The organism is Vibrio sp. 10N.261.46.E11, from assembly GCF_041472735.1.
Lineage (GTDB): Bacteria > Pseudomonadota > Gammaproteobacteria > Enterobacterales > Vibrionaceae > Vibrio.
In genome coordinates this window covers 21,536-41,587 of record NZ_JBFRQW010000037.1, presented here as the reverse complement: position 1 = coordinate 41,587, position 20,052 = coordinate 21,536, and the positions used below count along the sequence as shown (strand labels likewise).

General features: G+C 44.5%; 20 protein-coding genes. 3 read left to right on the top strand and 17 right to left on the bottom strand.

Annotated elements, in window-relative coordinates:
- Positions 1 to 98: 98 nt before the first annotated feature.
- From AB4407_RS12245 to trmJ, 12 genes are all read right to left on the bottom strand, one after another.
- The gene (locus tag AB4407_RS12245; RefSeq protein ID WP_372120735.1) at positions 99 to 1,241 is read right to left on the bottom strand and encodes a bifunctional tRNA (adenosine(37)-C2)-methyltransferase TrmG/ribosomal RNA large subunit methyltransferase RlmN; all 1,143 of its coding nucleotides are present in this window, start codon (positions 1,239 to 1,241) and stop codon (positions 99 to 101) included.
- 290 nt (positions 1,242 to 1,531) lie between these two features.
- Positions 1,532 to 1,966, bottom strand: a complete 435-nt coding sequence (gene ndk, locus AB4407_RS12240) for a nucleoside-diphosphate kinase (RefSeq protein WP_372120734.1) — start codon at positions 1,964 to 1,966, stop codon at positions 1,532 to 1,534.
- 107 nt (positions 1,967 to 2,073) lie between these two features.
- Positions 2,074 to 3,369: an aminopeptidase PepB gene (pepB, locus tag AB4407_RS12235; protein WP_372120733.1), complete on the bottom strand. Its 1,296-nt coding sequence runs from the start codon at positions 3,367 to 3,369 to the stop codon at positions 2,074 to 2,076.
- Positions 3,370 to 3,576: 207 nt separating this feature from the next.
- Entirely contained in the window at positions 3,577 to 3,777 is a 201-nt protein-coding gene (iscX, locus tag AB4407_RS12230; protein WP_004740335.1) for a Fe-S cluster assembly protein IscX, read from the bottom strand.
- Between the two features lie 117 nt (positions 3,778 to 3,894).
- Positions 3,895 to 4,233 carry an ISC system 2Fe-2S type ferredoxin gene (fdx, locus tag AB4407_RS12225; RefSeq protein ID WP_017629863.1) on the bottom strand — a complete coding sequence of 113 codons (339 nt, stop codon included), beginning with the start codon at positions 4,231 to 4,233 and terminating at the stop codon, positions 3,895 to 3,897.
- 20 nt (positions 4,234 to 4,253) lie between these two features.
- Positions 4,254 to 6,104: a Fe-S protein assembly chaperone HscA gene (gene hscA, locus AB4407_RS12220; protein ID WP_372120732.1), complete on the bottom strand. Its 1,851-nt coding sequence runs from the start codon at positions 6,102 to 6,104 to the stop codon at positions 4,254 to 4,256.
- Positions 6,105 to 6,126: 22 nt separating this feature from the next.
- Positions 6,127 to 6,642, bottom strand: coding sequence for a co-chaperone HscB (hscB, locus tag AB4407_RS12215; RefSeq protein WP_239828591.1), 516 nt, complete (start codon positions 6,640 to 6,642; stop codon positions 6,127 to 6,129).
- 84 nt (positions 6,643 to 6,726) lie between these two features.
- The gene (iscA, locus tag AB4407_RS12210) at positions 6,727 to 7,050 is read right to left on the bottom strand and encodes an iron-sulfur cluster assembly protein IscA (protein ID WP_010440519.1); all 324 of its coding nucleotides are present in this window, start codon (positions 7,048 to 7,050) and stop codon (positions 6,727 to 6,729) included.
- Between the two features lie 98 nt (positions 7,051 to 7,148).
- The gene (gene iscU / locus AB4407_RS12205) at positions 7,149 to 7,526 is read right to left on the bottom strand and encodes a Fe-S cluster assembly scaffold IscU (protein WP_004735094.1); all 378 of its coding nucleotides are present in this window, start codon (positions 7,524 to 7,526) and stop codon (positions 7,149 to 7,151) included.
- Between the two features lie 33 nt (positions 7,527 to 7,559).
- Positions 7,560 to 8,774 (bottom strand): IscS subfamily cysteine desulfurase, encoded by a 1,215-nt coding sequence (locus AB4407_RS12200; protein WP_372120731.1) that lies wholly within the window; start codon positions 8,772 to 8,774, stop codon positions 7,560 to 7,562.
- Between the two features lie 27 nt (positions 8,775 to 8,801).
- Complete coding sequence (gene iscR / locus AB4407_RS12195; protein ID WP_132743337.1) at positions 8,802 to 9,323, bottom strand: Fe-S cluster assembly transcriptional regulator IscR; 522 nt, start codon at positions 9,321 to 9,323, stop codon at positions 8,802 to 8,804.
- Positions 9,324 to 9,439: 116 nt separating this feature from the next.
- Complete coding sequence (gene trmJ / locus AB4407_RS12190; protein WP_004735091.1) at positions 9,440 to 10,168, bottom strand: tRNA (cytosine(32)/uridine(32)-2'-O)-methyltransferase TrmJ; 729 nt, start codon at positions 10,166 to 10,168, stop codon at positions 9,440 to 9,442.
- Between the two features lie 181 nt (positions 10,169 to 10,349).
- On the opposite strand from trmJ, the gene suhB reads away from it, so the two are divergent.
- Positions 10,350 to 11,153 (top strand): inositol-1-monophosphatase, encoded by an 804-nt coding sequence (gene suhB, locus AB4407_RS12185; RefSeq protein WP_372120730.1) that lies wholly within the window; start codon positions 10,350 to 10,352, stop codon positions 11,151 to 11,153.
- Between the two features lie 234 nt (positions 11,154 to 11,387).
- Here suhB and secF read toward each other — a convergent pair whose 3' ends face one another.
- From secF to queA, 5 genes are all read right to left on the bottom strand, one after another.
- Complete coding sequence (secF, locus tag AB4407_RS12180; RefSeq protein WP_372120729.1) at positions 11,388 to 12,335, bottom strand: protein translocase subunit SecF; 948 nt, start codon at positions 12,333 to 12,335, stop codon at positions 11,388 to 11,390.
- Positions 12,336 to 12,349: 14 nt separating this feature from the next.
- A complete protein-coding gene (gene secD, locus AB4407_RS12175; protein ID WP_372120728.1) occupies positions 12,350 to 14,206 on the bottom strand; it encodes a protein translocase subunit SecD in 1,857 nt (618 codons plus the stop codon).
- A 20-nt stretch (positions 14,207 to 14,226) separates the two neighbouring features.
- Complete coding sequence (gene yajC, locus AB4407_RS12170) at positions 14,227 to 14,556, bottom strand: preprotein translocase subunit YajC (protein ID WP_010440492.1); 330 nt, start codon at positions 14,554 to 14,556, stop codon at positions 14,227 to 14,229.
- A 110-nt stretch (positions 14,557 to 14,666) separates the two neighbouring features.
- Positions 14,667 to 15,803, bottom strand: coding sequence for a tRNA guanosine(34) transglycosylase Tgt (gene tgt, locus AB4407_RS12165; protein ID WP_009848280.1), 1,137 nt, complete (start codon positions 15,801 to 15,803; stop codon positions 14,667 to 14,669).
- Between the two features lie 194 nt (positions 15,804 to 15,997).
- Positions 15,998 to 17,050 (bottom strand): tRNA preQ1(34) S-adenosylmethionine ribosyltransferase-isomerase QueA, encoded by a 1,053-nt coding sequence (gene queA / locus AB4407_RS12160; RefSeq protein WP_017062523.1) that lies wholly within the window; start codon positions 17,048 to 17,050, stop codon positions 15,998 to 16,000.
- Positions 17,051 to 17,384: 334 nt separating this feature from the next.
- On the opposite strand from queA, the gene AB4407_RS12155 reads away from it, so the two are divergent.
- Both AB4407_RS12155 and AB4407_RS12150 read left to right on the top strand, forming a co-directional pair.
- Positions 17,385 to 17,828 carry a CBS domain-containing protein gene (locus AB4407_RS12155; protein WP_372120727.1) on the top strand — a complete coding sequence of 148 codons (444 nt, stop codon included), beginning with the start codon at positions 17,385 to 17,387 and terminating at the stop codon, positions 17,826 to 17,828.
- 273 nt (positions 17,829 to 18,101) lie between these two features.
- Positions 18,102 to 20,042 carry a methyl-accepting chemotaxis protein gene (locus AB4407_RS12150; protein WP_372120726.1) on the top strand — a complete coding sequence of 647 codons (1,941 nt, stop codon included), beginning with the start codon at positions 18,102 to 18,104 and terminating at the stop codon, positions 20,040 to 20,042.
- Positions 20,043 to 20,052 lie beyond the last annotated feature (10 nt).

Below are 20,052 nucleotides of genomic sequence, written 5' to 3'. Positions count from 1 at the left end.
AGAAAGCGTGGGAAGAAATCCAATTCTTGGAAATTCACCTTCCAAAAAAGTAACAAGCCAGAAGGAATCCTTCTGGCTTGTCTAGTTCTAAATGGTATTTAAACCGCTTTTACTTGAATCACATCACCTGCGATCAAGTTAGCTTCAGAGGCGGCTTTCAGCATTTTAGTACGCTTGGTTCTATCAATAACATCACCAACCAGCTGACCACATGCGGCATCAATATCATCACCACGAGTTTTTCGAACCGTTACTGTGTAGTTATATTCCATCAGCGTTTTTTGGAAGCGATCAATACGAGAGTTGCTTGGCTTCTTGTAAGGCGAACCCGGATAAGGGTTAAACGGAATCAAGTTGATCTTACAAGGCGTATCTTTCATTAGCTCAGCAAGTTCACGAGCGTGGTCCATATCATCATTCACATGATCCAATAGAACGTACTCAACCGTTACTTTACCGCGGTTAGCATTTGACGAAGCAATGTAACGACGAACCGATGCTAGGAAATCTTGAATATCCCAACGGTCGTTGATCGGCATGATTTGGCTACGTAGTGCATCGTTTGGTGCGTGTAGAGAAATAGCCAGAGCGACATCGATGTTATCTGTCATCTGATCAAGGCCAGAAACGACACCAGATGTTGATACCGTTACACGACGCTTAGACAGTGAAAAACCCAGATCATCAAGCATCAGCTCTAATGATGGAATTAGGTTTTTCATGTTTAGCAGAGGCTCGCCCATACCCATCATTACGACGTTAGTAATTGGACGACGACCTGTTTCTTTCTCTAGGCCGATTTCACGAGATGCACGCCAGATTTGGCCAACGATCTCTGAAACTTTCAAATTACGGTTGAAGCCTTGTTGAGCCGTAGAGCAGAATTTACATTCAAGCGCACAGCCTACTTGCGAAGATACACATAGCGTCGCGCGGTCACCATCAGGGATGTATACCGTTTCAACGTCTTGGTCACCAACGCTCATCGCCCATTTAATGGTGCCATCTGCTGAGTGCTGAGCTTCAGAAACGGTAGGGGCAACAATTTCACAGCGATGCAGCAGTTTCTCACGTAATTTTTTATTGATGTTGCTCATTTGTTCGAAGTCATCGACACCGAAGTGATAAATCCACTTCATCACTTGCTCTGCTCGAAACGCTTTCTCATTCAGTTCTTCTGTGAAAAATTTACGAAGACCTTTACGATCAAAATCGAGTAGATTGACTTTAGCTGTGGTCATGATGCCTCTCAATGACGGAACAATAATTAAGGGCGCGAATTGTACAGGCTTTACGCAACTTCAACAAGCACTGTAAAACCCTGCGTTTACTAAGACATTAAAACTTAAGTGATTAAAAATTACACAATAAAATTGACCTGCTTAAATTTAGCCACTTCAAAGCGAGATTCCCGATTACGCTCCTTCGTCGCTATCGGGAATGACGACTAGGTTGATTATCGAGAACACAAAAACCACTTACAAAAAAGGCCTCACCGAAGTGAAGCCTTTAGAATCATTTGCAGTGTCGCTTATTGAGCTGGACGCGGGCAAATTTCAGATTCTGGGAAGAAGAATTCGATTTCACGAGCTGCAGACTCAGGGCTGTCGCTGCCATGTACTGAGTTGTAACGCATGCTGATTGCGTAGTCAGCACGGATAGTGCCGCACGCCGCTTCTTCTGGGTTAGTTTTACCCATCAATTCACGGTAACGAGCAATTGCGTTTTCGCCTTCAAGTACTTGAACCATGATAGGACCAGAAGTCATAAACTCTTTAAGAGCCGGAAAGAACTCTTTGCCTTCGTGTTCTGCGTAGAAGCCACTTGCTTGCGCTTCGGTAAGACGAACCATCTTAGCAGCAATAATTTCTAGGCCTGCTTTTTCGATACGGTGGTAGATTTCACCAACAAGGTTACGTTTAACTGCATCTGGCTTAACAATTGAGAACGTTCTTTCTAGAGCCATAGGGATTCCTTCACTTCATTTTTTTGTTATTAAATACTGAAATTACTGAGATCTTTCGATCTGAGTTTTAGGGATGAGCGGCACCGAAATATCGCTCACTCTTATTATTATTTTGCTTGGTCAACAAGAAGACGAGCCAGTGTGCGAACACCCATACCCGTTGCACCTGCAGCCCATTTATCACTTGCTGATTTACGGTAAGTACCTGCGCAATCCATGTGAATCCAACCTTTTTTGTAGTCATCTACAAAGTAAGAGAGGAACGCAGCCGCTGTACTTGCACCCGGTGTGTAATCACCAGAGCTGATGTTTGAAAGATCAGCAAAGTTTGAAGGCAACATACCACGGTGGAAATCAGCAAGAGGCAATGGCCATAGGCCTTCTTTCTCTTGGTTCGCAGCCGTTAGTGCTTGATGAGACAACTCATCATCAAAGCTCAATAATGCGTGGTAGTCGTTACCTAATGCATTTTTAGCCGCGCCGGTTAGCGTTGCACAGTCGATGATAAGCTCAGGGTTTTGTGCACTTGCGTACATCAGGCCATCAGCAAGCACCAAGCGGCCTTCCGCATCGGTGTTCATGATCTCAACTGTCTTACCATTTTTGTAAGTAATGATGTCGCCAAGCTTCAATGCACGGCCAGAGATCATGTTCTCAGCACAACATAGGATAAGCTTGATACGCTTGTTCAGACCACGTTCAATCGCAAGACCCAAACCACCAGTGATGGTAGCTGCGCCGCCCATGTCAGCCTTCATCGCTGTCATGAATTGCCCTGGCTTGATGCTGTAACCGCCTGAGTCAAAGGTAATACCTTTACCCACTAGACAAGCAAACACGGGTGCGTTTTCATCTCCAGTTGGGTTGAAATCCAGTTGAAGCATTGCTGAAGTGCGTTCAGAGCCACGGCCTACCGCGTAGATGCCTTCCCAACCTTCTGTTAGGAGATCTTTGTCTTTAACGATTTTCGCTTTAACAGTGCCTGCTGGTGCTACTGACTTAATGTATTCAGCTGCCATCGTCGCTAATTGACGAGGAGCCACTTCTTCAGCCGTTTTGTTGATGATGTCACGCGTCCAATCAGTAGCACGGATGCGAGCTTCTAGCTCAGCTTGATCGGCTTCTGAAAGTGCATCCCATTCCAATGCATTCTTTTTCTTTGGTCCACGGTAGCCTTGGTAGAAAGCCCAAACGCTTTCTAGATCCCAACCTTCACCACGAAGTGAAACGAATGCGATACCTTGTCCGTCAAGCGTACGACCAGCACGCTGAACCGCACCTAGATCGTGGCCTTCACCAATGTGAATTGTCGCTCCCGCTTCTGAGAACGATAAAATAGCTCTTGCTCCCCACTGAGGCTGGGCAGCTTCTTGACTTAAAAATACTGACATCTGTGTAGACATGATTTCTCCTTGTCTTTGAACCACTTTGAGTGTGTGATTCTGATTGTTTTTTATTAGCGCACTGATGTTAGCATTATGTAGGAGGAAAATGTCATTTTGATAAAAAAACGGACCATAAGGTCCGCTTTTTTTAGTAAGAATTGTTAACTTGGCTGCGTTTTACATTGGAGTGATTCCAACCCGCGACCAAATCATTCGATGAGAGGATTAATCCATCTCATCCATCCAGCACAAAATAATAGCCTCTAAGATTTTTTCATTCGAGTGGTTAGGCTCGTCATCAAACTCTTCAAGGTCTAGCACCCATTGATGCAGATCGGTAAAACGTACCGTTTTAGGATCAGTATCAGGGTACAAATCACATAGCTCAATTGCGATGTCTCGCGAATCAATCCACTTCAAGCTCATAACACTTCCTTATATATATTAGCGACGCTTGGTCACCTTTATGATCTATATTCTAGGCCAGTTTTGTTAAACCGTTATCTCAGTCATGGCGAAATCACCATGACGGTAGAGAAGTTCTTAGTGATCTTCAGACGCTAGGTTCAATGTATACTTTGGAATCTCTACTACAAGATCTTCGTTAGCCACTTTTGCTTGGCAACCAAGGCGAGATTCCATCTCTAAGCCCCATGCTTTATCTAGCATGTCGTCTTCTAGGTCATCACTCTCTTCTAAAGAATCGAAACCTTCACGAATCACGACGTGACATGTTGTACATGCACACGACTTCTCACACGCGTGTTCAATACCAATACCGGCCTTCAGTGCAACATCAAGAACCGTCTCACCAGTTTTTGCTTCTAAAACAGCGCCTTCTGGACATAGATCTTCGTGAGGTAAAACAATAATCTTTGGCATGTTTATCTATTCTCTAACTATTAAATATTATCGACTGACTGACCTGACAGTGCAGCTCGAATTGATTTATCCATACGACGAGAAGCAAAATCTTGGCTCGCTTTGTCGGTATTCTTAATTTCTAGTTCAATGGCATCAGCATTGTCACCATTGCGCACTTCAATCAGTGCTTCAATCGCTTGAACAAGTTGTTGTTTGCCTTGTTCATCAAGTAGCTCGTCACCATCAGCTTGCATTGCAGCGATAAGGCCTTCGATAACGCGATCCGCTTCTACGCGTTGCTCAGCAAGAGCACGCGCTTGCATGTCTTCTTTTGCAAACGTCATCGAATCTTTCAGCATGCTAGCCACTTCGTTATCGCTTAGGCCGTAAGAAGGCTTAACTTGGATTTCAGCTTGAACGCCAGTGCTCTTCTCCATTGCGGTAACCGATAACAGACCATCCGCATCCACTTGGTAAGTCACACGAATATGAGCAGCACCTGCAGTCATCGGCGGGATGCCTTTCAGAGCAAATCGAGCCAATGAACGACAGTCATCAACCATCTCTCGTTCGCCTTGCACGGTGTGCACTGTCATTGCAGTTTGACCGTCTTTGAACGTGGTAAATTCTTGTGCGCGAGCAACTGGGATCGTGGTGTTCCGAGGGATGATCTTTTCGACCAAGCCACCCATGGTTTCGATGCCAAGAGACAGAGGTATTACGTCCAGTAGCAGCATTTCAGAGTCAGGCTTGTTGCCGACTAAAATATCCGCTTGAATCGATGCACCAATCGCAACCACTTCATCAGGGTTAATGCTGGTTAGTGGTGTACGACCAAAGAAGTCACCGACCATTTCACGTACAAGTAAGGTACGAGTTGAACCACCGACCATCACAACTTCTAGAACTTCATCCGCGTCAACTTCCGCATCTTTCAGTGCACGACGGCACGAAAGCAGAGTTTTCTTAACCAGCGGCTTGATGATCTCTTCGAACTCTTCACGAGTTAATGAACCAGACCAACCTAGTACGTCAACATCAACGCTTTCAGCTTCAGATAAGCCAATCTTAGCGTCTGTTGCAGCATCCAACAGAATACGGTTCTGTTCTGCTGTGAGCTCTGATAAGCCCATTTGCTCTTGGAAGTGATCTGCGATCAAGTGGTCAAAGTCATCTCCGCCTAATGCAGAGTCGCCACCGGTTGCTAATACTTCAAAGACACCTTTAGATAGGCGCAAGATAGAGATATCAAACGTACCACCGCCAAGGTCATAAACCGCAATCACCCCTTCTTTGCCTGAATCCAAACCGTAAGCAATCGCCGCCGCAGTGGGTTCATTAAGAAGACGCAACACGTGAAGACCAGCAAGTTGCGCCGCGTCTTTCGTACCCGCACGCTGTGCATCATCAAAGTAGGCAGGAACGGTAATCACAGCACCAGATAGCTCGCCACCTAATGTAGACTCAGCACGTTGACCTAGCGCTCGAAGAATGTCTGCAGATACTTGAATTGGGTTCTTGTTGCCTTGATCTGTAAGAATCACAGGCAGACCATTATCACTTTCTTCAAACTGATATGGCAGAGACGGGTATCGCTGTTGGATATCTGACAATGAACGACCGATTAATCGCTTCACTGAGATAATGGTATTTTTAGGATCAGTCTGTGCATTTGCACGAGCTTCATCACCAGTCGTGTATGACTCTGATGTATAGTGAACAACGGAAGGCAAAATACTGCGACCTTGTTGATCAACGAGCGTGCTCGCCTCACCACTGCGTACTGCCGCAACCAATGAGTTTGTTGTACCTAAATCAATACCCACAGCAAGCTTGTGCTGGTGAGGAGCGGCGCTTTGCCCTGGTTCTGCAATCTGAAGTAGTGCCATGGATGTGTCCTTGTTATACAAACTAGCCGATCAGACGATCTTCAACTAATTCGATTTCATTCTTTAATTTTGCAATAAACTTAAGCTTTCTTACTCGGTCTGCAGCTTCTAGCCAAGCTTCGCTGTCGAGTTCTTGTTGGATAGCACTTAATTGTTGTTTATACATTTTGCTAACCTTGCCTTCAAATGCAAATAGCGCATCTTCAGGATCAGAACTGTCGGTGATGTCTTCCAGCTCTTCACGTAATTCCATTTGCTCCATCAGGAACATAGGATCTTGCATGGTCTGCTGTTCGCCGCGAATATCCTCACCATGTTGCACTAACAGGTATTCAGCTCGGCTGATTGGATTCTTCAACACCTGATACGCATCGTTAATTTGTGCCGCTTTTTGCACGGCTAATAGGCGATCACGCTCAGAAGCTGTGGCAAATTTATCAGGGTGGAATTGGCGTTGCAGATCTCTAAACTGAGAAGAAAGAAGGCTACCATCCAGTTGAAACTGAAGTGGTAGCCCAAATAATTCGAAATGATTCATGTAACGGTGGTCCTAAGTTTAGGCTCTTTAAATAGAGCCTAATTTTATTCTTCGCTCACTATAAACGCTCAACGATTGAAGCGTTTATACATTGAAGCTCTCACCACAACCACATTCGCCTTTCGCGTTCGGGTTGTTGAATTCAAAACCTTCGTTTAGGCCTTCTTTTACGTAATCAAGCTCAGTACCGTCTAGGTAAACGAGGCTCTTTGGATCAATGATGACCTTCACACCTGAATGCTCGAACACTTCGTCTTCTTCGTTAAGCTCGTCAACGAATTCCAGTACATACGCCATACCCGAACAGCCAGTAGTTTTTACCGCTAAGCGTAACCCGATACCTTTACCTCGGTTATCTAGGAAAGCTTGAACTCGGCTTGCTGCCGTATCTGTCATGGTGATGGCCATACTACAACCTTGTGTTTTATATAAATTGAGAACTCAGGGGGAGCACAAAGGGTGCTCCCAAATATTACTTTTTTGAAGTGATTACGTTTTAGAAGCGATTAGTGCTTCTTTTTGTAATCCGCAACTGCTGCTTTGATTGCATCTTCAGCAAGAATTGAACAGTGAACTTTCACTGGTGGCAATTCTAGTTCTTCTGCAATTTCAGAGTTTTTGATAGCCGCTGCTTCATCAATGCTTTTACCTTTAACCCACTCAGTTACTAGTGAGCTAGAAGCAATTGCGCTACCGCAACCGTAAGTCTTGAATTTTGCGTCTTCAATAATACCTTCTGCAGATACTTTGATTTGCAGTTTCATTACATCACCACAAGCCGGTGCGCCAACCATGCCGCTACCTACACTTGGGTCTTCTTTATCAAACGAACCTACGTTACGTGGGTTTTCGTAGTGATCAATTACTTTTTCGCTATATGCCATGATAGTTACCTCGAATCCTCTATTTCCGTGAGATTAGTGATGAGCCCACTCAACAGTGTTCAAATCAATCCCTTCTTTATACATATCCCATAGAGGAGACATGTCGCGTAATTTGTTTACCGCTACACGAATTTGTGCAATCGCGTAGTCGATTTCTTCTTCCGTTGTGAAACGGCCGAATGAGAAACGTACTGAGCTGTGTGCCAGTTCATCGTTCAGGCCAAGAGCACGTAGAACGTATGAAGGCTCTAGGCTTGCTGATGTACATGCAGAACCTGATGATACTGCTAGGTCTTTTAGAGACATAAGCAGAGACTCACCTTCAACGAAAGCGAAACTCACGTTTAGGTTATGAGGTACACGTTGGTCTAGGTCACCGTTTACCGTTACCGCTTCTAGATCTTGAACACCTTTCAATAGGCGCTCACGAAGTGCTAGTGCGTGATCGTAATCTTTCTGCATGTCTTGCTTAGCAACAGCACAAGCTTCCCCCATACCCACGATTTGGTGAGTAGCCAGCGTACCTGAACGGAAACCACGCTCATGACCGCCGCCGTGCATTTGCGCTTCAAGACGAATACGTGGCTTACGACGAACGTAAAGTGCACCGATACCTTTAGGGCCATACATTTTGTGAGCTGAAAGTGAGATTAGGTCAACTTTCATCTCTTGTACGTCTAGTGGAATTTTACCCAAAGACTGAGCCGCATCAACGTGGAAGATGATCTTGCGTGAACGACATAGTTCGCCGATTGCAGAGATATCTTGGATTACACCAATCTCGTTGTTCACGTGCATGATAGAAACTAGAACAGTGTCTTCACGCATTGCAGCTTGTAGCTTGTCTAGATCGATGATGCCGTTTGCTTCTGGCTCAAGGTAAGTTACCTCAAAACCTTCACGCTCTAGTTGGCGACATGGATCAAGAACCGCTTTGTGTTCTGTTTTGCACGTAATTACGTGCTTACCTTTCTTCTCGTAAAAGTGCGCTGCACCTTTAATCGCAAGGTTATCTGACTCTGTAGCTCCTGAAGTGAAAACAATTTCACGTGGGTCTGCATTTAGTAGGTCAGCAATTTGCTCACGAGCATTATCTACTGATTCTTCTGCCTGCCAGCCGTAACGGTGTGAACGAGATGCAGGGTTACCGAAGTTACCGTCCATCGTCATGCATTGAACCATTTTCTCAGCAACACGTGGATCAACAGGGCATGTAGCTGAATAGTCAAAGTAAATAGGCAGTTTCATTTTCTACTCCAATGTAAAAACTGACCGCTAAGAGCGGGCATTAACACCGTGAGGTGCTGCACTAATCGTTGTAGTGCTCGTATTTTTATGTGCAAAACCATTATTAACCGCAAGATCGATATCTTGACGATCAGAAATTTCTAAAACTTCGTTATCTTTCATTAGCTCACCGAGCGTAATGTCGTTTAAGAAGCTGCTGATTCGGGAGCTTAAATCACGCCAAAGAGTGTGCGTTAGACAACGACTGCCACCTTGGCAATTTGCTCGACCGTGACACTTAGTCGCATCCACTGATTCGTCTACTGCTGCAATTACAGTTCCGACAGCGATATCGCTCGCTTCAGCACCTAAACGGTAACCACCACCAGGGCCGCGAACACTAGCAACTAAGCCTGCTTTACGTAACTTAGAAAAGAGTTGCTCTAAGTAAGATAACGAGATGCCTTGTCGCTCTGAAATGTCAGCCAGAGGAACTGGGCTTTTTTGCGAATGCAGTGCCACATCTAGCATAGCTGTTACCGCATATCTTCCTTTAGATGTAAGTTTCATACCACACCGTATCCACATTGTTTATGTGGTTGGAATCTTCCCATACCTGACTAAATTGGTCAAGTATTTAGTTGACTATTTTGGTCAGGTATTCACCCTTAGGATTTGTATGGGCTTTATTTGTCGTTTTTGCTCTTCTCAATTGAAGTCAAAATGCCGCGTAGAGTGTTGATCTCTTGCAGCTCTGGACGAGCTCGACTGAACAAACGACGTAGCTTATTCATCACCTGACCCGGCTTATCCTTAGAGATAAATTGGGTATCAATGATCACTTTTTCAAGGTGCTCATAGAACATTTCTAGTTCTTCGTGACGAGGGTACTCATCTTGTTGCTGCGGTTGGTACTGGCTCGCCACCATATCAAGGTGTGCCACACGTACTTCATAGCTAAGAGTCTGTACCGCCATTGCTAGGTTTAGCGAGCTGTATTCAGGATTCGCAGGGATACATACATGGAAATGACACTTCTGAAGCTCATCATTGGTTAAGCCTGTGCGCTCACGGCCGAACACTAATGCTACAGGGTGCTTTTGACCTTCAACTGCAAATTTTTGTCCACATTCACGCGGCTCAAGCATTGGCCACTCAAGTGTACGAGATCGAGCACTCGAACCAACCACCAAACCACAGTCTTTTACTGCTTCATCCAGTGTAGAAACAATCGTCGCATTTTCTGCGATGTCACCTGCACCCGCTGCCAGTGCTAAGGTCTGCTCGTCAACTTCACATTGAGGGTCTACAAGAACTAACTGACTCAAACCCATCACTTTCATTGCGCGAGCTGCTGAACCGATATTTCCCGAATGAGACGTACCAACCAGAACGACTTTTACATTGTCTAACATGCTATATGACACCACTTTAAAAATAATCGCGAGATATTAACACATAGCTAAGTAAAATGGTCAGACCCTTCTCGGAATGTGAAATCAAGAGTTCAAAAAATAACCACTTCCCTTTTGGGGAAACTTTGGTATACTCGCCGCCGCTTTAAACTGTTCTTTAACATCTTGTGGGAAAAACCATATGCATCCAATGCTAAACATTGCGATACGCGCTGCGCGTAAAGCTGGCAACCATATTGCTAAATCTCTAGAAACAACTGATAAGATCGAATCGTCTCTAAAAGGTAACAACGATTACGTTACTAACATTGCTCAAGAAGCTGAGTACATGATCATTGAGACAATCAAATCTTCTTACCCAGAGCACAGCATTATTTCTGAAGAGTCAGGCCTAACCGAAGGTAAAGATTCTGACGTACAATGGATCGTTGACCCACTAGATGGCACCAACAACTTTGTAAAAGGTTTCCCTCACTTCTCTGTATCTATCGCTGTTCGCATGAACGGTCGTACAGAAGTTGCTTGTGTTTATGACCCAATGCTAAACGAGCTATTCACAGCTCAACGTGGCGCTGGCGCTCAACTTAACAACGCTCGTATGCGTGTTACTCAACTAAAAGACCTTCAAGGTACTGTTCTAGCGACTGGTTTCCCATTCAAGCAAAAACAACACTCTGAATCTTTCATGAAGATCATCTCTGGTCTATTCGTTGATTGTGCTGATTTCCGTCGTACTGGTTCTCCAGCTCTTGACCTATGTTACCTAGCGGCTGGCCGTGTTGACGGTTACCTAGAACTAGGCCTTAAGCCATGGGATCTAGCAGCTGGCGATCTAATCGCTCGTGAAGCTGGCGCTATCATGACTGACTTTGCTGGCGGTACTGATTACATGACGTCTGGTAATGTTGTTGCTTCAAGCGCTCGTGGTGTTAAGTCTATTCTTAAGCACGTTCGTGAGAACGCTAACGAAGGTATGCTGAAGTAATTCAGACCTTGCGTTAATGCTCTTTAGTTAAGAGCTGAAGATTTTCAAAGCCTCGCAATGCGGGGCTTTTTTATATCTGCGATACGAGAGACGATCAAGGTGGCGCTTAGTTACATCGAGTGCAACTCACTTCAACGTGAAATTGCATTGAGCTCAACCACAAAAAACAGATGTAAAAAAACCGCTAGTTGCCTAGCGGTTTTTTTGGTTCAGCGAAATTGGTTAAGCCAAGGCTTAAGGCATTTCGTCAAACTCTTCACCTTCTTTGTCCACCTGTGGTGGCATTAGGTGCTCACGCGTAATACCCAACTTCATTGCTAGTGCAGATGCAACGTAGATAGAAGAGTAAGTACCCACTGTAATACCCAATAGAAGCGCAGTCGCGAAACCATGAATCATAGCGCCGCCCTGAACAAACAGTGCAATAACTACGAATAACGTGGTACCAGAAGTGATCAAAGTACGGCTCAATGTTTGTGTGATTGAGCTGTTCAGCACTTCAGGTGCCTCGCCTTTACGCATCTTACGGAAGTTCTCACGAATACGGTCAAATACCACTATGGTATCGTTGAGGGAGTAACCGACTACCGTTAGCAAGGCTGCCACGATAGTAAGGTCTACCTCAATTTGCATTAGAGAGAACACACCTAGTGTGATGATAACGTCGTGCGCTAGAGCTAATACAGCACCTGCGGCCAAACGCCATTCAAATCGCACTGATACGTAGATCAAGATACAGATAAGAGAAACTAGGATAGCAAGGCCACCAGCTTCTGTTAATTCGTCACCCACGTTAGGACCAACGAACTCGATACGGCGCATTTCAACTTGCTCACCAGTACCCTCTTTAATTGCAGTCAGGATTTGGTTACCAAGCGTTTCGCCCGCAACACCGTCACGTGGACGTAGACGAACCATTACCTCACGCGCAGAACCAAAGTTCTGAACCGTAGCATCACCAAAACCTTCAGCTTCTAGTGCACTTCGAATATCGGGTAGGTTTGCTGGTTCTTCAAAGCCCACTTCAATCAGAGTACCGCCTGTAAAATCTAGACCCCAGTTCAACGATTTCGTTGTTAGAGTAAAGATGGCAGTACCAATCATCAAAATTGAGAATAAAAAGGCAACCTTTGACCAACGCATGAAGTCGATCATTTTGTCTGCTTTTAGAATCTGAAACATATTAATTCCTAGCCTTAGATCGACAGTTTCTTAACGCGTTTGCCGCCATACATCAGGTTCACGATACAACGTGTTCCGATAATAGCTGTAAACATTGAAGTCAAGATACCGATTGATAACGTAACCGCGAAGCCTTTAATTGCACCTGTACCTACAGCAAACAGAATGATTGCTGTTAGTAGTGTGGTGATATTGGCATCGGCGATTGTACTAAATGCGTTTGCATAACCTTGGTGAATCGCTTGTTGTGGACTGCGTCCATCTCGAAGTTCTTCACGTATACGCTCAAAGATAAGAACGTTGGCATCGACCGCCATACCGACCGTTAATACGATACCGGCAATACCTGGTAGCGTCATAGTCGCGCCAGGAATCATCGACATCACACCGATAATCAACACTAAGTTAGCCATCAGAGCGACGTTCGCAATAAGACCAAAGCTACGGTAGTAAAGCAGCGTAAACAACATTACTGCAGCCATACCCCAAACCATCGCCATGATACCCATATCGATGTTTTGTTGACCCATAGATGGACCAATCGTACGCTCTTCTACAATCGAGATAGGCGCAATCAATGCACCAGCACGCAGTAGAAGTGCCAAGTTATGAGCTTCAGCCGTTGAGTCGATACCCGTAATACGGAAGTTACGGCCTAGCGCAGATTGAATCGTCGCTTGGTTAATCACTTCTTCGTGCTTACTTAGAATCACTCGACCTTCTGGTGTTTTACGACCGCTGTCTTTGTACTCTGCAAATACCGTAGCCATTAGCTTACCGATATTTTGACGAGAGAATGCAGACATCTTGCTACCACCTTCGCTGTCTAGCGAGATGTTAACTTGCGGGCGACCATATTCGTCAACACTTGAGCTTGCATCTGTAATGCTAGAACCGCCTAAGATAACGCGCTTCTTAAGTACCACAGGGCGACCATCACGGTCTTGCTTAATTTCACTACCAGCAGGAGCACGGCCAGAAGCTGCAGCGGCCAAATCGGCACTGCTGTCCACTTCTCGGAATTCAAGAGTCGCCGTTGCGCCTAAAATTTCTTTAGCACGAGCCGTGTCTTGAACACCTGGCAATTCCACTACGATACGGCTAGCACCTTGACGTTGAACCAAAGGCTCAGCGACACCAAGTTCGTTAACACGGTTACGTAGAATGGTAATGTTTTGCTCTACCGCATAATTGCGGATTTCTTGAAGACGAGCATCTGTAAAGCTTGCAACCAAAGAGAAACGGCCGTTAGATTCTGAATCTACGAACGTCATATCTTGGTGCTTAGATTGCAGTAGCGATTTCGCTTCAGCAAGCTGCTCTTCGTTACGCAGAATCACTTCAACCGCATCTTTACCCGATGGGCGAATAGCGCGGTAGCGGATTTTCTCTTCACGAAGTTCACTGCGGAACGCTTCTTCTTGTTGGCCAACCAGTTTTTGCATCGCAGCGTCCATATCCACTTCCATTAAGAAGTGAACACCACCACGTAGATCAAGACCTAGTTTCATTGGTGCAGCACCAATAGATTCAAGCCAATCGGGAGTTGAAGCCGCTAGGTTTAAAGCTACGATAACGTCGTCACCTAGTGCTTCTGTGATGATATCACGGGCACTAATTTGCGTATCTGTATCGTTAAAGCGAACAAGAATAGAACCGTTTTCAAGAGCAACGGATTTAGTAGAAAGGTTTTCTGCTTCAAGAGCATTGGTGACAGCATCCAGCGTAGACAGATCTACAGAGGCGCCACGCGCCCCTGTAACTTGAACTGCCGGATCTTCACCGTATATATTTGGAAGTGCGTACAACGCAGCGATAGCGATGGCAAACACCACCATCAAATACTTCCATAACGGATAACGGTTTAGCACAGCGAGGATCCTCTAGCTGTTTATAGTGATTTCAGAGTACCTTTTGGTAGCACTGCTGTAACGAAGTCTTTCTTGATAACGACTTCGTTATTTGCGTTCAGTTCGATAGCAACGTAGTCGCTGTCTTCAGCAATCTTAGTGATCTTGCCGATTAAGCCGCCGCTTGTAAGAACTTCATCGCCTTTGCCCATAGAAGACATAAGGTTCTTGTGCTCTTTAACACGCTTAGCTTGTGGACGGTAGATCATGAAGTAGAAGATCACAGCGAACATACCTAGCATGATAAGCATTTCGAAACCGCCGCCTGCTGGTGCACCTTCTGCTGCTGCGTGAGCTTGAGAAATAAACATTTAAAACATCCTCTATTATATTTTCGTAATTGTTTGTCTAATTGGGTCGTATCCCTTTATTTTCAAGCCCCATCACTCGGAAGAGAGATAGGGCTCGCAAAAAAGAAATACTAAGATTCTTTACCTAGTGGTGGCACTTCACGCCCCATTCTTGCGTAGAACTCTGCAACGAACTCTTCAAAGCGGTCTTCATCGATAGACTGACGAATGTCTGACATAACTCGTTGATAGAAACGCAGGTTGTGAATCGTGTTCAGTCGAGCGCCTAGGATTTCGTTACAACGATCCAAATGGTGTAAGTACGACTTACTGTAGTTCTTACAAGTGTAACAGTCACAATCTGAATCTAGTGGTGTTGTATCGGTTTTATGCTTCGCATTACGGATCTTGATCACACCTTCCGTTACAAACAGGTGGCCATTACGTGCATTTCGCGTTGGCATAACACAGTCAAACATATCGATACCGCGACGAACACCTTCAACCAAGTCTTCAGGTTTGCCTACACCCATTAGGTAACGAGGCTTATCTTCAGGCAGTTGAGGACATGTGTGCTCAAGAATGCGGTGCATATCTTCTTTTGGTTCACCTACTGCTAGACCACCTACTGCGTAACCGTCAAAGCCAATTTCTGTTAGGCCTTTAACGGATACATCACGAAGGTCTTCGTATACGCCACCTTGTACAATACCGAACAATGAGTTCGGGTTTTCTTGCTTATCAAAGTGATCGCGTGAACGCTGAGCCCAACGAAGAGACATCTCCATCGAGTCTTTAGCTTCTTTATGCGTCGCAGGGTAAGGCGTACATTCGTCAAAGATCATTACGATGTCTGAGCCTAGATCCTTTTGGATTTCCATCGACTTCTCGGCGTCCATGAAGATCTTGTCACCGTTTACAGGGTTACGAAAATGAACACCTTCTTCAGTGATTTTACGCGTTGCACCTAGGCTGAATACTTGGAAGCCACCTGAATCAGTCAAGATAGGACCTTTCCAGTTCATGAAATCGTGCAAATCACCGTGCAGTTTCATGATTTCTTGACCAGGACGTAGCCATAGGTGGAATGTATTACCTAATAGGATTTCAGCACCTGTGTCTTTTACTTCTTCAGGTGTCATGCCTTTAACCGTACCGTAAGTACCTACAGGCATGAATGCTGGGGTTTCAACGGTACCGCGTTCAAACTGAAGTTGACCACGACGTGCGCCGCTATTAGTTTTTTTAAGTTCGTATTTTAATTTCACGAAGCCTCCAATATGCCAGAGAAACAATCTGACTGTTAATTCAGAACCTTAGGCCGAACAAAAGTTCAGTCTAGTGGGTTCTATGAGGAGCGGTCGCGTATTCCTTGCGAGAGATTAGACAGACACCCTGCCCGACTCCTAGCCTACTGCTAGCACCCGTAAATTCTGCTTATATCGTTTATAACCAGCTAAAACTAGCTCGTTTTCTTATTGATGAACATGGCGTCGCCGTAGCTGAAGAAACGATATTCGCTCTTCACTGCGTGATCGTATGCGCCCATCACATTGTCATAACCAGCAAATGCACTTACTAGCATAATCAGCGTTGATTCTGGTAAGTGGAAGTTGGTAATTAAGCAATCCACCAGCTGATATTCATAACCTGGGAAGATGAAGATTTCTGTGTCACCAAAGAAAGGAACAAGCTCAGTACCTTTTTTCAGTGCATCTTGCGCTGCGCTTTCTAGTGAACGCACAGAGGTTGTACCAACGGCAATGATGCGTCCGCCGCGAGCTTTTGCAGCTGCTACAGCATCAACCACTTCTTGTGGTACTTCAACGTACTCAGCATGCATGTGGTGATCATTAATATTATCGACTTTTACCGGCTGGAACGTACCAGCACCAACGTGAAGCGTCACGTAAGCAAACTCAACACCTTTTTCTTTCATGTCAGCCATTAGCTTGTCATCAAAGTGAAGGCCTGCTGTTGGCGCAGCAACTGCACCCGGCTTTTCATTATAGACAGTTTGGTAGCGCTCTTTATCGGCGTCTTCATCTGGACGATCGATGTAAGGAGGCAGTGGCATGTGACCAACACTGTTAAGAATCTCTAAAACGCTTTGATCGGATGTGAAATGGATTTCAAATAACGCATCATGACGTGCCACCATTTCAGCTTCATACTCATCGTTCTCACCAAGGAACAATTTGGTACCCGGTTTCGGTGATTTAGAACAACGAACATGCGCAAGAATGCTTTTCTCATCCAGCATACGTTCAACCAACACTTCAAGCTTACCGCCTGATGCCTTGCGACCGAATACACGAGCAGGAATCACGCGAGTATTATTAAAAACAACAAGATCGCCTGGCTCAACCAAGTCTAAAACGTCTTTAAACGAACCATCAGCTAGGTTACCGCTGTTGCCATCTAATTTAAGCAGGCGGCTTGCTGTGCGCTCCTCTTGAGGGTAGCGAGCAATGAGTTCATCTGGTAGGTCAAAGTGAAAATCTGAAACTTGCATGTTTGTAGTCTTGTCTTAGTTGATGAGATTTGTGCTGTTGACGAATAATAAATCATGGTTGCAGATCAATCGTTACGGTAAGTCAATCGTTACCAGAAACACATCACAAACACGACTAAAAATTTCGCAGTGGGCTAGTATAGGCACACGAGCCGCAATAGCAAGGTTTACAGCACTGGATTATTGTAAAGAGTCGTAAAATAATACGACCACTCCCCCTCATAAAAAACCAAAATTAGTTGCATGAAACTCACCCAAAAATGCGTTAGATCTCAGTTATTTTTTGGATAAAAAACTATAGTAATAGCAACGAATAAAAAAGAAGGAGGTCCGTATGATCAAGGTTGAAGATATGATGACTCGCAACCCTCATACCCTATTGCGCTCACACTCACTGGCCGATGCAAAGCACATGATGGAGGCGCTTGATATCCGCCATATTCCGGTTGTTGATGCCGACAGACAACTGCTTGGCGTCGTCACACAGCGAGACGTTCTTGCCGCTCAAGAATCCAGCCTACAAAACATCCCTCAAGCTCAATCTTTTACCCTTTCAACACCACTCAACGACATCATGCACAAGAGTGTTATGTCTGTAGAGCCTCGCGCAGGATTAAAAGAGTCTGCTGTTTATATGCAAAAACATAAGGTGGGCTGCTTACCTGTCGTAGAAAACCACGAACTCGTAGGCATTATTACAGACAGTGATTTCGTTACGATAGCCATTAACCTGCTAGAGCTACAAGAAGAAGCGGAACCAGAAGAAGTCGAAAGTTAATCCGTTTGTTCTACTTGCGATAATCCTTAGAGCCTTTGAACCCGAGGCTCTTCACATATCTAAATTCTGACACATCTAAAGCCTCATCTTATTTTTTTATAAAAAACCGAGAAGCAAGTTACAAAAAACAACAATATCAACAACCTACTTCGCTCATCATTTTTAGGCATCAAAATATAGTGGATACATACTATTTATTGATATATTTATCGTTATAATCATGTAAGAATTTGTTAAGAATAAAAACAAGCTGCCTTACTAGGAATGATATTTATGAGTTTAAAGAAATTGCTGTCCTTAGGTTTTGGCGTGATTCTCGCGCTAATTTTGGTTATTTCAGTCGTTGCTTCATTACGCTTTTATCAATCGAGTGATGGGTTTAACACCTACCGCTCTCTTGCAATAACAAGTGTCTCAACAGGTCGAATCCAAGCCAATATTCTGGAAGCTCGTTTATCTGCACTTAAATATATTAAGAACCCTACTCCGTCACATGTTTCTGAACTGAATAGACGTATCACAGCATCAAATCAATTGATAGATGAAATATTAGACTCTCATCTTGACGACCTACACAAAAATGAATTCCTAACGATAAAGAAGCAGCTTGGTCAATATAGCCAAGGCTTTAACAAGGTTGTTCAATTGGTCAATACTAGAAACAACCTAGTTCAAGAGGCCTTAGACCCATCAGGAGTCAACATGCGCAAGGCAGTGACTAACCTAATGACCCAAGCTTCAGCTGAAGAAGATTTAGAAGTTGCTGTCAGTTCAGGACAGCTTCAGCAGCATGTCTTACTATCCAGATTGTACGCTTCTAAGTTTTTGACTAGCAATCAAGCAGAAGATGCTCAGCGTGCTGAAAAAGAGTTTGCCTCTGCTGCACTACTTGCAGAAACAATCGAATCTCAACTCATGTCGATGGAACAAATCAACTACTTAAACGATTTCACTAGTGCCTTCAAAATTTACCGCAACACATTTTCAAAGATCGTTGACACTATAAACACAAGAAATGGCATCATTTCAGGGACTCTTGATCTTGCTGGTGTTAATGCGGCACAAACAATTGAAGAGATAAAGCTATCAACAAAGTCAAAGCAAGACTCTGTCGGGCCTAATATGGTCGAGCGATTCTCTAACGCGCAATTTGTGCTTGGCGTTCTTTCAATTCTCGTTGTCGCTGTTTCTCTTAGCATTGCCGTTTCGATTTACCGCAGTGTATGGAAAGTCGTTGGAGGAGAGCCAAGTGACATCCAAGCCATTGTTGCCGAAGTTGCCGCTGGTGATCTTTCAAAGCAGATTCCAATTACGGGTAAAGAAACCGGTATATACGCAAACATTTTAGAAATGCGCCAAGAGCTACGCCGAATAATCGATGGTTTCCACCAGATTTCAGACAATGTTTCAGCAGCCTCCGTTGAGCTAACCGCAGTAATGAGTCAAACAGAAGGAAACGCTCAGCAAGAACTGAGTCAAATGGAGCAAATCGCGACAGCCATCAATGAACTTTCTAGTACTGCGAGTGAGGTTAGCCAGAACGCAGCTAGCGCAGAGAGCGCAGCAACTGGGGCGACGACAAATGTCAAAGATGGCAGTGTTTCACTCGATGCATCAGATGATATATCACGAAAAGTTGAAGACTCGATCGAAGAAACATCAAACATCGTTAATCAATTGCAAGAGTACTCGGTAGAGATCGGTAGTGTTATTGAAGTGATCAATTCAATTTCTGAGCAAACTAACTTACTTGCGTTAAATGCAGCCATTGAAGCCGCTCGAGCGGGAGAGCAAGGCAGAGGCTTTGCGGTGGTAGCAGATGAAGTTCGTTCTCTTGCCGCTAAAACACAACAATCTACGGTCGATATTCAAGAAATAATATCTCGCCTTCAGGCTCAAGCGAAAGATGCGAACCAGTTTATGCAATCCAACCTTTCGTTAGCTGAAGAGTCTAGACAGTATAGCGAACAGCTTCGCACTGCATTCGCTTCTATCACAGACTCTGTACAACTAATATCTGATATGAACACACAAGTAGCCACAGCGTCTGAAGAGCAATCTGGCGTAACACAAGATATTTCACAAAATGTTTCTCTGACCTTTGATATTGTTCATCAAAATGTTTCAGGAATTGAGCAGAGCAAACAGGCAAGTGAAGAACTCTCTTCATTAGCTGTTAAGCAAAAAGACTTGCTGAGTTTTTTCAAAATCTAACACTATAGAT

Coding starts and splice junctions, on each gene's coding strand:
- ndk (WP_372120734.1), bottom strand. CDS start 1,966: ATGGCTCTAGAAAGAACGTTCTCAATTGTTAAGCCAGATGCAGTTAAA.
- queA (WP_017062523.1), bottom strand. CDS start 17,050: ATGCAAGTTTCAGATTTTCACTTTGACCTACCAGATGAACTCATTGCT.
- yajC (WP_010440492.1), bottom strand. CDS start 14,556: ATGTTTATTTCTCAAGCTCACGCAGCAGCAGAAGGTGCACCAGCAGGC.
- iscU (WP_004735094.1), bottom strand. CDS start 7,526: ATGGCATATAGCGAAAAAGTAATTGATCACTACGAAAACCCACGTAAC.
- pepB (WP_372120733.1), bottom strand. CDS start 3,369: ATGTCTACACAGATGTCAGTATTTTTAAGTCAAGAAGCTGCCCAGCCT.
- iscR (WP_132743337.1), bottom strand. CDS start 9,323: ATGAAACTTACATCTAAAGGAAGATATGCGGTAACAGCTATGCTAGAT.
- secF (WP_372120729.1), bottom strand. CDS start 12,335: ATGTTTCAGATTCTAAAAGCAGACAAAATGATCGACTTCATGCGTTGG.
- AB4407_RS12245 (WP_372120735.1), bottom strand. CDS start 1,241: ATGACCACAGCTAAAGTCAATCTACTCGATTTTGATCGTAAAGGTCTT.
- suhB (WP_372120730.1), top strand. CDS start 10,350: ATGCATCCAATGCTAAACATTGCGATACGCGCTGCGCGTAAAGCTGGC.
- iscX (WP_004740335.1), bottom strand. CDS start 3,777: ATGAGCTTGAAGTGGATTGATTCGCGAGACATCGCAATTGAGCTATGT.
- hscB (WP_239828591.1), bottom strand. CDS start 6,642: ATGAATCATTTCGAATTATTTGGGCTACCACTTCAGTTTCAACTGGAT.
- AB4407_RS12155 (WP_372120727.1), top strand. CDS start 17,385: ATGATCAAGGTTGAAGATATGATGACTCGCAACCCTCATACCCTATTG.
- iscA (WP_010440519.1), bottom strand. CDS start 7,050: ATGGCCATCACCATGACAGATACGGCAGCAAGCCGAGTTCAAGCTTTC.
- hscA (WP_372120732.1), bottom strand. CDS start 6,104: ATGGCACTACTTCAGATTGCAGAACCAGGGCAAAGCGCCGCTCCTCAC.
- AB4407_RS12200 (WP_372120731.1), bottom strand. CDS start 8,774: ATGAAACTGCCTATTTACTTTGACTATTCAGCTACATGCCCTGTTGAT.
- AB4407_RS12150 (WP_372120726.1), top strand. CDS start 18,102: ATGAGTTTAAAGAAATTGCTGTCCTTAGGTTTTGGCGTGATTCTCGCG.
- trmJ (WP_004735091.1), bottom strand. CDS start 10,168: ATGTTAGACAATGTAAAAGTCGTTCTGGTTGGTACGTCTCATTCGGGA.
- fdx (WP_017629863.1), bottom strand. CDS start 4,233: ATGCCAAAGATTATTGTTTTACCTCACGAAGATCTATGTCCAGAAGGC.